Source organism: Vibrio sp. 1727 (assembly GCF_033344415.1).
Taxonomy (GTDB): Bacteria; Pseudomonadota; Gammaproteobacteria; order Enterobacterales; family Vibrionaceae; genus Vibrio; species Vibrio alginolyticus.
On sequence record NZ_JAWPOT010000006.1, the window covers coordinates 183,049 to 195,099 of the forward strand.

Here is a 12,051-nt window from a genome sequence, read left to right on the forward strand (position 1 = left end):
TTTCGCATACTAAATTACTTTAGCATTCTATACAGCAAGCAAACTGGCTAAAACCTGTACCGGGTGTCGAACTACCTCCCCTTCAAAACGCTTAACTTGACTGCGGCAGGAGTAGTATTGCGACTTCAACGCTCCTCAATACAGGTTGAATAAGGCGAATTGCTTTTTACCCATCGCCCCTACAATGAAAACTTATTGATTAACTACAACGAGCGATTAAATTGCTCCACGGCCTCTACAACACGGCTAGCGCCATCTTGTATTTCATTCATCACATTGCCTGCTTTTTCAGAGAGCTCTAGCGTATCTAGTGCTTCTTTTTGGCATTTAGCGATCAGCTTAACTGCGTTATCTGTTCGCTGTAGGTTTTCACTGACCATTGTGACAATTTCATCGGTGGTTGCATTGGTTCTTGTAGCAAGCTGTCTGACTTCATCAGCAACAACGGCAAAACCTCTACCATGCTCACCCGCACGAGCCGCTTCTATCGCCGCATTTAACGCCAATAAGTTAGTTTGGTCAGCGATACCACTGATGCTATTTACCAACTCGCTAATACGCGATGAGTGCGCTTTAAGCTCGTCAATCGCGGTGTTCGCTTGCTGCATTTGCTCGGAAAGTATCTGCATCTTTTCTAACGTTGAGCCTATAACCTCTTGCCCTTGCAGGGTTTGTGTTCCAGTTTCTTGCGAGATTTCATTCGCCAATTGCGCAGCCTGGGCCATTTTCTGTTCCTGCATCACCTGCTGGGTAATATCTGTCGCGAACTTAACGACCTTATAGAGCTCTCCTCTGTCGTTATGGATTGGGTTATATGAAGCCTCTAACCACACCTCTTCACCATAACGGTTAACTCGTTTGAATCGCTCTGATGAAAATTGCCCTTTTGCTAAACGTTGCCAAAACTCACGGTAAGCTTGAGAGCTCGACTCTTCCTGATCACAAAACATGCGATGATGCTTCCCTAGAATCTGATCAAGCGTATAACCCATTGTGTTTAGGAAATTATCGTTGGCTTTTAAAACATGGCCATCTAATGTGAACTCAATCACCGCCATAGAACGACTTAATGCATTTAGCATGTCCTCTTGCTCACGAGATGATTTGATCGTTCGCGTAAGTTCAGAAGCAAAAACAAAAAAGCTTTCTACTTCTCTGTGCTCATTTAAAACAGGCTGGATAATCGTTCTTAACCAGGCTTCCTCACCATTACCTTTCTGTACTTGCAATGCCCCATTCCAGAACACTTTATCTTGGACGGCTTTCTTCATTCGATGAAAGTGATCTGTATTGCGCGAATTTGACGGTACCAATTCATTAATTGATTTCGTTAAGATCTCATCATCATTTAAGAAAAGTTCTTGCTGTAGCTTAGTATTTGCAGAAGTAATGATGCCTTTACTATCCAATGTTAAGCGGATCATCTCTTCATCTAAACTGGTTTGGATTTGCTGCAGGATTTGCAACTCCTGCTTTAATCGTTGATTTTCTTGTTGAAGCGACTTATTAAAAAACATGACTTTCTCTCATTTGACCGACCTTCGGATTAGTCAAAGGTTTATTATTTGTATACCGAATAAACTGCAAGCGGCAAAATCGTTTGGTTGCATATTCAAACGCGATTTCTATTTCTTATCAAAGGACCCCGCAGGGAATACGGCGATTTTTTCTCCAGTGTAACCTAAGCGCAGTATACTGAAATTTCTTCAGCACCCAAGTTGTTTATATATTTATCAATATTAAAGCTCTTTATCGCCAATTTGAGGTTTGTATTTGTGGATATACTTATATGGAGAAGTGGTGTGTTCAGATCAATAAGCCTTTTCATTTAAAAAAAGGGCCTTGACTTAGTTCCAATAATTTTCGACTTTTGAGCGATTACCCACTCCTTATTCGCTTGTATTTCTATTAACAACGCACGGAGGAACCAGCAACAAGCGCATCGATTTGCCCAGTATCAATACGTTGTGGTATCCGCTCATTCAGTTTGCCGTGAAGGTGATGAATCACCACCTCACCAGTCGACTCGTCACGATCAGAAATGAGGCAATGAGGTAATGAGGTAATAACGCATGACACCAGAGATTACATTATGTGTCCAACATTGTGCCCACTCCTAAGTTTCATAACTTCCTTCCCTCGGACGCTTCTATCTCTCACCACAGCAACTATGCTTTAAACGACATGTATTCAATTGTCTAGCTTCAACATATGAAGGTTAAGTGAACATAAACAAGCGAAGGAAACAGGGCCATGGAAGTCGATAAAAATGATAAGTTAACAAAAAAATTACAGATAGTGATTCATTGGTCTGTAAGAGTATTGTCGATAGTTATGTTGTTTGTAATCGTCATGGGTGTGATAGATGTTGCATGGACGATATATCAAAAACTTATCACGCCACCTAAACTCATTCTGACGATTTCAGATATGCTAGCCACTTTTGGTGCTTTTATGGCCGTTTTAATTGCTATTGAAATTTTCATCAATATAACTATTTACCTGAGAGAAAATGTTATTCATGTAAAAATCGTCATGGCCACCGCGCTGATGGCAATCTCCCGAAAGGTCATTATTATAGACTTTGAAACCTTGTCTCCAATGTACCTGATTGGAATTGCGGCTGTAGTTCTTAGTATGAGTCTTGGTTACTGGCTGATCCATAAACTGCCCAATAAGAGCCATACTGAATAAACTTCTCAGCCTCCCGAATTTTCAGATACTCTCAAGGCATGAAAAAGTCTTGTCTTGGCACGTTGGAAGCTAATAAACTCCTCCATGCTAGGCTCTATATACTGCGAGACTACAAGATTATAGAGTAGTGCCTAGGCGGAGAAATTATCGATATTATTTTCTAGCAGCTAATCTTTGAGTATTGGCACAGCTCAATGGGGCAAGTGTTGCTCCAGTTCCCCATCTGATTTATACCCTCAACATCTATGTATTTTAATTTCAACTTTTCCGTGATCCTCTTAAATAAGGTCGTCACGAATAGCCTGAAGGATTACATCCGGCTAAAAGTAACCGCCAGAAAAGTGATTGTCAGGTGGTCGGTCATCTCGCCGTAAAATTAGCTCTTAACGCATACCTTCAGCTCAGTTTGCGAAAAAGCCTTAAAGGTCAAAGTAACTTTCAATCCCATTCAGAGTGTTGGTCGTGGCCACAGCGGCTAATATCAACCCCATGACCCGACTTACAGCACTAGCTCCTGTATTCCCAATAATCCTGTGTATGCCGCTGGCCATTAATAGCAAGATATAAACAACCAATAGTACCAGCAGCATCATAGCCACTGTCTGGACTTGCTCCCAAATATTAAACCGCACGTTCTCTGTGAGTAAAACGGCGGCTAATATTGCGCCAGGGCTAGCAATTGATGGAATGGCTAGAGGAAAAACTGCTGTATCATGATGACTATTGAGCGTTCTGATTTCTTCTGCTGGTTTACTCTCACCAAATATCATAGTCAAAGCAAACAAGAACAATACGATACCGCCCGAGATTTGAAACGCAGACAAGGGAATACGCATTGCTGTAAGTATGATTTCACCAGCAACAACAAAAAACAGTAGGATAGCAGCGGAGAATAGAGTCGCAAAAAGAGCGACCTTACGCTTTGCCACTTCTTCATAGCTTTTTGTGGCTGCGATAAAAACGGGCACAGTACCTATGGGATCGATGACAGCAAAGAAAAAGATAAAAGTTGCCACAAAGTCAATCATGCTACTTTCTCCAGTACCAATTTAGCTTTAAGGATAGAAGATCAGCTTGAAGTAGCAGAGAAAATGTTTGACGCTAACATAGCGAGAGCTCATTCAGAAAAACAAAAATGGTGCGTTATTTACAATACAGAACTTACTTCTATCCTATCGATAACTATTAATATCTCAAAGGTAATGACTACCATACCTAACGGTAGTCGCCATCGCTTTAGACTTCTCAGAGAACATCAAAAAAACAAGTGAACGAGAAGAATATCGACGTCATAAGATAGTGAGGCTTTAGTGTTTATACCAGTGCTCTTTTGACTCCATTTGAGCTTTTACTTCTGCACTATATTCAGCAGTAGGTCGTGCCAATAACCTTGGAATGCCGATAGGTTCTCCGGACTCTAAACAATAGCCATACTCCCCTGCGCGCAAGCGAGCCAACGATCGTTGAATCTTAGGTAACAGCTTTTGCTCTCTATCTATGATTCTTAATGCGATTGCAGATTGCTCCTCACTGGACGCCCTATCGCTTTCGTCACTGAATTCCATTGGCGCAATCATCTCTTCTTTCGCGCGTTCAATATGCGCTAACGTCAATTCATAAAGCTCAAATAATCGGTTTTCAAAAAACGCGAGCTGAGCTTCATTCATATAATCCGCCTCGGGCGCTGCAAGAATTTCTTCTTCTGTCATGACATGCTTTTTCTCTTCGTTCATAGAACCTCCACACCGAGATAAGAGTTCGATCTCTAAATTCCGTACATCTGAATCTGTATAACTTAACGACGAATAAAGCCGCCAATAAGGTGCAGTACTCGACACAGTCACAAACTGCTTGATGCCAGAGTTAAGATCACCGACTATATTGATTGTTATATTATAACATTACACTATAAAGAGCATGAGCATGAACACCCAGAAACTCCCTGTTACGGTTTTATCCGGCTTTCTAGGCGCAGGAAAAACAACCGTTTTAAGTCATATTCTTAACAATAGACAAGGCAGAAAAGTCGCGGTCATCGTCAACGACATGAGCGAAGTCAACATCGATGCGGCGACCGTTCAGAATGAAGTTTCTCTCAACCACAGTGAAGAAAAGTTGGTTGAAATGAGTAACGGTTGCATCTGTTGTACCCTGCGTGAAGATCTGCTTGAAGAAGTCACTAAACTCGCGCAAGAAGGCAGATTCGATTACTTAGTTATCGAGTCCACTGGCATCGCCGAGCCACTCCCCGTTGCAGAGACTTTTACGTTTGCCGATGAAAACGGGCTTTCACTTTCAGACGTTGCACGTTTAGACACCATGGTTACGGTGGTTGATGCGATTAACTTTCTGCGTGATTACGATGAAGCTAAGTTCTTAACAGAGACCGCCGAATCCCTAGGTGAAGACGATGAACGCAGCGTTGCTGACTTACTCGTTGATCAAGTAGAGTTCGCTGACGTTATCTTGATAAGTAAAACCGACCTTGCTGAGAAATCAGAAATCGAAAGGCTTCTTGCGATTCTAAAAACCCTAAACACATCGGCCACTATTCTTCCTATCTCGAATGGTGAAGTAGAACTTGATGCGGTACTCGACACACAAAGCTTCAGTTTTGAAAAGGCACAACAAGCCCCAGGTTGGTTGAAGGAAATGCGAGGCGAGCACATACCGGAAACCGAAGAATACGGCATTTCCAGCTTTGCCTATCATGCGAGACGCCCTTTCCATCCAGAGAAGTTTTACGACTTCCTCCACAATGCGAAAGATTACGGCAAACTGATTCGTTCCAAGGGTTACTTTTGGCTAGCAACAAGACCAGAGTTTGTCGGTCAATGGAGCCAAGCGGGAGGTATCGCACGTTATGGTGTTGCGGGTATGTTTTGGAAAGCGATTCCGAAGGAGGAATGGCCGACGGATCAAGATTACCTAGATGCTATAAACGACATTTGGCAAGAACCATACGGCGATATGCGACAAGAATTGGTGTTTATTGGTCAGGGATTAGAGCAAGAGAAATTGATTGCTCGTCTTAACGAATGCTTGTTAACAGAAGATGAGATGGAGCAAGGGCTCGACTATTGGTTATCTCTGGAAGACCCTTTCCCTGAATGGGAACAGTAAACGACTGAGATACAAAAAGCCTCCCACCATTCGGGAGGCTTTTTCGTTACACAGAGCCAATTTTGGTATACCGAGCCAATTCAGTAAGTCCGTTCTTGGTACAAGCCGAGATTCAAACATGCACCAAGGGAATCCTCACCAGTACATTCAAACCGTCTTCTTCTGGCTCAACTTAGCTATTTTCTTTGGCCAAGGGTCTTCAAATGTTGCCCCTTGTTGCCATTGCTCCAGTTCCGCATCCGTTAAAAAGCAGTTTTCCAGCGCATCAATAAACACATCGACTTCGTTTTCTTGCCCAATCACCGTTAATCGACAACGACGATCACCAAAGCGGCTTTCAACGCTGTCTATCTTATCTTGCAGGATTTGACGATGTTCCTCAGTGAAGTTTTGCGATTCGTCATTGATTACCGAAGCGCGCCAAAAGCCTGTAATTTCAAGCCCCACATTGCCGCTTGCTTGGCTCCAAAGCAGTGAAACATCGTCTCGAGTTGGAAACCAAAAGAACCCCTTACTGCGGAACACACCTTTAGTTAAATACTGGTGGCAGGTACTCCACAAACGCGCAGGATGAAAAGGTCGATCATCTTTGATCACTTTGGCGACAAGGCTTTGTTCGTCTTTATCAGAGAGATTCAACGGCTCATTCACCGTCTCACGAAGTTCTGCGATTAACTGCTCAACAAGGAAGAAATTGTAGTCTTGCTCACCTTTCAACATGCGGATATCCAAGTTTCCCCATGACGTTTTGATTATCTCGGTGTAAACATTAAGCGGATGAATCGCCTGCGCGATGTTACGAACGGTATTGTCATCCACTTTGTCCGTCTTGGTGAGCATGACACGGTTTGAGAACATGATTTGCTCTACCAACAAGTTTTCAACGCCGCGAACACCCTGCTGTACGTTCTTTTGCCACTTCGGAATTAAGGCAGAGCCTTGTCGATAGTCATCTCGCAACCAAGTCGCATCCACCAACGTAATCACGTCTTTGAGAGCGAATGGTGCGTTGTTTTTAAAATACTCAACCAAAGGCAAAGGATGACTACTGCCCGACGTTTCAATCACAATCCATTCTGGCCATTTTTCTGCGCAGAGCTTTTTAAGGGCTTTATCGACCTGCCTTACACCACTCGGGCTGCTGATGCTGTCTCCACTGATCGTGACAAAGTTGCCCTGCTCTTCACTCACCGCATCGGTATTTAAGATAAGCACGCCATCAACGTCTAACTCACTCATGTCATTCACAATAACGGAAAGATCAATACCAGAAGAATCGGCTTGTTGAAGAATGTTGCGTAAAAAAGTGGTTTTCCCTGACCCGAGAAACCCATGCAAAATAGTGACTGGAATTGATGGCATACCTTTGACCTACAAACTCTGAATAAACACATGTTATAACATAACAATTTGATGAGTTATAGAAGGAATCCAATTGCTGTCTTAGACCCAAAGCTTAAGAATCGGTAAAGACCACAGAGACTGATTTTTCAGAACTCGCCTTCGTTTCTCAGCACGTTTCATCACCAGCAAAGGTCTGACTATTGATAAAAATAATAAGTGGTTACAAAACGACCATTGCTTTGTTTATAAAATTGGAGAAAGATGACAATACAGCGATTTATAGGAGGTGGTGTTATGACTTTAGTTCTTACCGTTCTTATTTTCCTAAGTTGTATTGCGATGCTCGCAATTGGTGTGATGTTTTCACGTAGGCCGATCAAAGGCGGAGATTGTTGCAAAGCGTCCGATGTTGCGGATGTGGACGCACGTAAAAGAAAAAATCGCAGTCATTATTCTTCTAGGAACACATATTGAGACTCACCTATTGCTCCAACCTCATAACACAAAATAGCATAACTGAGCCCTAACAAATTGTCGGGACTCAGTTTTTCGTTTCTACTAGATAATCAAACTCTGATACTCGCGCCAAAAATGAAGGTTTCTGGATGTTAGGAAGCGACTTCGCGATAGGTAAGTCGGCTTTCATTGCATCAACCGGACGATTACGAACTAAAACTTCAAAATGTAAATGTGGTCCGGTTGAACGACCAGTATTCCCAGAGAGGGCTATTTTTTGCCCACGCTTTATAACTTGACCTTTTTTAACCAAGATTTTATTCAAGTGTAGGTAACGAGTTTTGTACACACTGTTATGTTCAATCACTAAATAATTACCGGCATAAGGGTGCTTGCGGACCGCAATTACTTTTCCATCCCCAGTAGAATAAACTGGCGCACCGATTGGTGTCGCGAAATCCGTTCCGTTATGCGGGGTGACTCTTCCCGTCACTGGGTGTTTACGCTTAGGGTTAAACCCAGAGGTGATTCGGCGGTATGCCCTATCGACAGGATAACGGTTAAACGCTCGCTCCAAACTGTTACCAGCTCTATCATAGAACCGTCCATCCTCGGCTAGAAATGCAGCGACTTCGCCCTTCGCTAAGTTAAAAGAAATAGCCTTAATCTCACTATTGCCAGTTTTGTATTCACCTAAATATTGCTGTTTCACTAATATATCGAAACGGTCACCGGCTCTAAGAGATCGCGCAAAATCAATCTTATCTTTCATCACCTGCGTAATATTTGCGACGTGGCCTGATGCCAATCCTACTCGATGTGCCGAGACTGAAAAACTCCCTTTGATTTCTCCCGAAAATAAGGTTTCACGCCATTCCCCCTGAAATTTCCTGAAATTCGTAAGAGAAGGAGCCATCGTTTTCTCTAGTGTAGATAGCCTTCTCTACAAGGCTCATATGATAAATTAGTCGACTCAATTGCCCCATGTCATCCATCACTAATTCAAGCTCTTCTCCGGGCTTAATCATATCTAGCTGGAGGTGATCAAGATCAACTGAGAGAATTTGCTGCAAAATACCGTAAGGGAGACCCAATTGAGCGAAGATACCACTGAGCGTATCTCCCACTTTAACTATGTAGTGTATTTGTTTAGGTTTAGGCAACGGAGTCAAACTGCTATCTGAGGGAACCACTATCTTTGATGATGGAGGTGGTGACGAATCACTGCTTTGATTCAGTTGAGTGCTGTGACTATCTTGATTTGGCTCATCCTCTGTAGGTAGAAGCAAAGCGACCGAAAAACAAAACACAGCAACGATTAAAGCAATAAATTTAAACTGACTCATGAGAAACTAAGTATCAATAACAACGATTGTTATGTTATAACATATCCAGGATTGTTTTTACTCAGTTTAGTAAACGTTTATTCAGTTCACTGGATTGGCTAAGAGAAGACCAGTCATTCAACCCATTCTCTTTGAGAAGGCTCAATAATGAACACATTCAATTCAGCACTTATCGTTGCAGGAACACACGGAAACGAACTTTCTGGTATTTATTTACATAAACTAATCAAAGAAAAACGTTACTCTGTCAATAGATCAACCTTTTCAGCCTGCTCGATCATCGCAAACTCCGAAGCAGCAAAACACAACGTCCGATACATCGATACAGACTTAAATCGCGAGTTCTCAGCAATGAATAGCAATCATTGTCCTGATTTGCATGAAAGCAAGATTGCACATCAATTTATCGAGAAATATGCAAACCAAGAAAAACTGTTGATTGTTGACCTGCACAATACAACAAGCAATATGGGAGCGACGTTGATTTTGCTTTCTAACGATGTGTTTTATCGGAAACTGGGCGCGTACGTCAAACAACGAATGCCATCAGCACATGTCCTTTTCGAAGAGCGAAAAGAATGGCAAGAGCAACCTTACCTTTGTACTGCTGGGCAATATGGAATAATGATTGAGGTCGGGGCGCAAGCACATGGTGCGCTAGAGTACAGTACGTTGGAGTTGATGAAACAGATGCTTACCGCAGTATTGGACTATGTTGAAAAGCACAACCTCAACCAAATAGGCTTACTGAGCGATTATGAGGCGTTTTTTTACACCGAAGAAATCAGGGTTCCACTTGATCAAGAGGGTATGCGGCAAGCACTAGTACACCCTACTATTTGTGGCAGAGATTTTGAGGCGGTCAAACCAGGAGCACCTTTATTAGCGACTTTCGCTGGTTATGATATCCATTGGAATGGCAAAGGGGAAATTTACCCGCACTTTATCAATGAGAGCGCCTACAGTACCGCAAATATAGCAATGGCCCTCGCTAAAAAAAGACGTGTTTCTTCCGTGTAACTTAAAGCAAGTAATTAGGCCACGTGTAACGTGGATACCTCACCCCATGAATAAAACTGTGCCTGAACCGCATAGGCAGAAAATACGGGTACTAACCCCACCCTAATACGGCAGCATAAGTGCCCTAAGCGCAGCTTTAAAAGAAACCCCACTAGAATTTTAAGGAGGTAAGACATTATGGTTAAAAGGAGAGTTTTCTCTTTTCTATCATGATGCCTTCTCCAAACATCGAAATAATCTATCTTCAAATTGGTCATCTAGACCGGAAGAGATCAGTTCTAGGCGGCTTTCTGAACACTCGTCTAGTTCAAACTCTGTGAGTCCATCTGATGTTAGATTGTAACCAAAAATACCGCTTCCCGTGATAAAAACCGCTTTCATTCGTTCGACCTTGAGGTCGAGCAGCAATAATCTCAGCTTTTGATGATCGAACACGTTTTCAGCGGATATACGCCAACCGATACTGTAGAAACCTTCCCCCTGATTGGTTGCTTTTAGAATGCCGCTCTCAGGCATAGGCAACTCAGGAACAGTGACTTTTTCTCTCTTTCACGATAAAGAACAGAGGGCGTTTTTTGCACGTCAATACGAGTCGCTCCCTCACATTCATGAAAAGGGATAGCGCCATGTTCAGCGAAAATCACTTTTGTTTCCCGCAGACCGAGCTTTGCTATATAAGCCGTCAGCTTTTGCTCATCTTCATCTTGATAGAGATCGCGCTTATTACCTACCACTGTATCTGCGATAGTGATTTGCTGGTTAAACGTTTCATGCTCAGTGTACTTAGGATCCGATAGTTTACGTGCATCGACTAAAGTAATGTTTTTTTGCAAAGCGAGAATTTGACGATAATACTCGGTCGATAGCACTTGCAGTACTTCTTTAGGATGACCAAGGCCTGTAGGTTCAATCAACAATCGATCTGGCCTTGCTTCAGACAATAATTGATTTAAGGCGATTTGCATCGGAAGACCTGCTGCACAGCACATACATCCCCCGGGGACCTCTCGAATAAACACTTGGTCTTGTTGTTTTTTTTGGCCTTGTAACAAGCTGCCATCAATACCAACTTCGCCAAATTCATTGACCAATACAGCCCAACGTTCATGACTCGGTTTATGGGTCAATAAGTGCATTATTGCCGATGTTTTCCCCACCCCGAGAAAGCCAGTGATGATGTTAGTCGGCACTCGCGAAATCAGTGGCTTATTAAAGTTCATTGGCAATTCTCCGGTAGCCTTGGACTAGTTCATGGTTGGCAGAAACGACGGATTCGGAAAAAGCTGAATATTCTGGCGGCACTTTAGAGATACTCTCTAAATCAAAACCGACACCAATATTGGTCATCGGTGGTACATGGAAATAAGCGGGTAAATCGAGGCCATCGACGACACAGTTATGACGAATAACACACCTCTCACCGATGACGCTATTGAACACGACGGAGTTGAAGCCAATGAAAACATCATCACAAACCTGGCAAGGACCATGAATAATCGAACGATGAGCAATGGATGAGCGCTCACCAATGGTCACCGCAGCCCCTGCCTTAGAGTGAATTACGACACCATCTTGGATATTGGTGTCACGTTTGATGACGATAGCTTCCATGTCTCCATGGTTATTAACTTCGTCAGCTCGAATAACAGCATAGGGTCCAATAAAAACGTTATCCTCAATAATGACTTTGCCACAGATAATAGCGGTTGGATCGATAAAGGCTGTTGAGGACACCTGTGGCATATGGCCCGTTGGGTTTCTTCTTAACATAATGCTTCCAGTTTGTTTATGGCTCTTTTTTTACGGTCAGCGACTTAACGATTGAAGGATAAACGCATCGCTCCAGCTGGTTTATCGATGACTTTGTTATTGTCATAAACTAGCGCGCCATTGACCCAAGTCTTTTGAATTTGAGCTGAAAATTCATGTCCAGCAAAAGGCGACCAACCACAATGATATAAACTGTTTTCGTTGCTAACTCGTGTTGGGGTGTGCGACGTGAAGTCGTATGAAGCGCTGTTCACCGCTTAACGAGTGAACCATCTGTATCACCAGATGAACCTAGGAG

The 12,051-nt window shown here is 42.8% G+C and carries 9 protein-coding genes and 4 pseudogenes; 3 read left to right on the forward strand and 10 right to left on the reverse strand.

Translation table 11 applies throughout. The annotated features are described in order from the left end of the window. Positions 1-203 precede the first annotated feature (203 nt). From R8O10_RS27920 to R8O10_RS08730, 3 genes and pseudogenes are all read right to left on the reverse strand, one after another. Positions 204-740, reverse strand: coding sequence for a methyl-accepting chemotaxis protein (locus tag R8O10_RS27920; RefSeq protein ID WP_372036153.1), 537 nt, complete (start codon positions 738-740; stop codon positions 204-206). Next, positions 738-1,517: pseudogene (locus R8O10_RS27925) on the reverse strand (PAS domain-containing protein); the annotation flags it as partial. The pseudogene R8O10_RS27925 and the gene R8O10_RS27920, both read right to left, overlap by 3 nt. Positions 1,518-1,908: 391 nt before the next feature. Continuing rightward, the gene (locus tag R8O10_RS08730; RefSeq protein ID WP_176311602.1) at positions 1,909-2,079 is read right to left on the reverse strand and encodes a hypothetical protein; all 171 of its coding nucleotides are present in this window, start codon (positions 2,077-2,079) and stop codon (positions 1,909-1,911) included. 174 nt (positions 2,080-2,253) lie between these two features. Here R8O10_RS08730 and R8O10_RS08735 point away from each other — a divergent pair, with 174 nt between their 5' ends. Beyond that, positions 2,254-2,694: a phosphate-starvation-inducible PsiE family protein gene (locus R8O10_RS08735; protein WP_005375731.1), complete on the forward strand. Its 441-nt coding sequence runs from the start codon at positions 2,254-2,256 to the stop codon at positions 2,692-2,694. Positions 2,695-3,113: 419 nt separating this feature from the next. Here R8O10_RS08735 and R8O10_RS08740 read toward each other — a convergent pair whose 3' ends face one another. Both R8O10_RS08740 and R8O10_RS08745 read right to left on the reverse strand, forming a co-directional pair. Continuing rightward, positions 3,114-3,722 (reverse strand): MarC family protein, encoded by a 609-nt coding sequence (locus tag R8O10_RS08740; protein WP_318191304.1) that lies wholly within the window; start codon positions 3,720-3,722, stop codon positions 3,114-3,116. A 279-nt stretch (positions 3,723-4,001) separates the two neighbouring features. Then, positions 4,002-4,427: a TraR/DksA C4-type zinc finger protein gene (locus R8O10_RS08745; protein ID WP_064354628.1), complete on the reverse strand. Its 426-nt coding sequence runs from the start codon at positions 4,425-4,427 to the stop codon at positions 4,002-4,004. Positions 4,428-4,617: 190 nt separating this feature from the next. On the opposite strand from R8O10_RS08745, the gene zigA reads away from it, so the two are divergent. After that, positions 4,618-5,817 carry a zinc metallochaperone GTPase ZigA gene (zigA, locus tag R8O10_RS08750; RefSeq protein WP_005375723.1) on the forward strand — a complete coding sequence of 400 codons (1,200 nt, stop codon included), beginning with the start codon at positions 4,618-4,620 and terminating at the stop codon, positions 5,815-5,817. A gap of 147 nt (positions 5,818-5,964) precedes the next feature. Here zigA and R8O10_RS08755 read toward each other — a convergent pair whose 3' ends face one another. Both R8O10_RS08755 and R8O10_RS08760 read right to left on the reverse strand, forming a co-directional pair. Then, positions 5,965-7,179, reverse strand: coding sequence for a CobW family GTP-binding protein (locus tag R8O10_RS08755; RefSeq protein WP_318191305.1), 1,215 nt, complete (start codon positions 7,177-7,179; stop codon positions 5,965-5,967). Between the two features lie 523 nt (positions 7,180-7,702). Further along, positions 7,703-8,963, reverse strand: a pseudogene (locus R8O10_RS08760) (peptidoglycan DD-metalloendopeptidase family protein). A gap of 147 nt (positions 8,964-9,110) precedes the next feature. On the opposite strand from R8O10_RS08760, the gene R8O10_RS08765 reads away from it, so the two are divergent. Beyond that, the gene (locus tag R8O10_RS08765; protein WP_017821070.1) at positions 9,111-9,983 is read left to right on the forward strand and encodes an aspartoacylase; all 873 of its coding nucleotides are present in this window, start codon (positions 9,111-9,113) and stop codon (positions 9,981-9,983) included. 207 nt (positions 9,984-10,190) lie between these two features. Here the strand turns inward: R8O10_RS08765 and R8O10_RS08770 are convergent. The 3 genes and pseudogenes from R8O10_RS08770 to R8O10_RS08780 form a co-directional block, all read right to left on the reverse strand. Then, positions 10,191-11,203, reverse strand: a pseudogene (locus R8O10_RS08770) (CobW family GTP-binding protein). Beyond that, a complete protein-coding gene (locus tag R8O10_RS08775; protein WP_017821071.1) occupies positions 11,193-11,753 on the reverse strand; it encodes a carbonate dehydratase in 561 nt (186 codons plus the stop codon). Before R8O10_RS08775 ends, R8O10_RS08770 begins: the two are co-directional and overlap by 11 nt. Before the next feature lie 44 nt (positions 11,754-11,797). Further along, positions 11,798-11,974, reverse strand: a pseudogene (locus R8O10_RS08780) (dihydroorotase); the annotation flags it as partial. Positions 11,975-12,051: the final 77 nt, after the last annotated feature.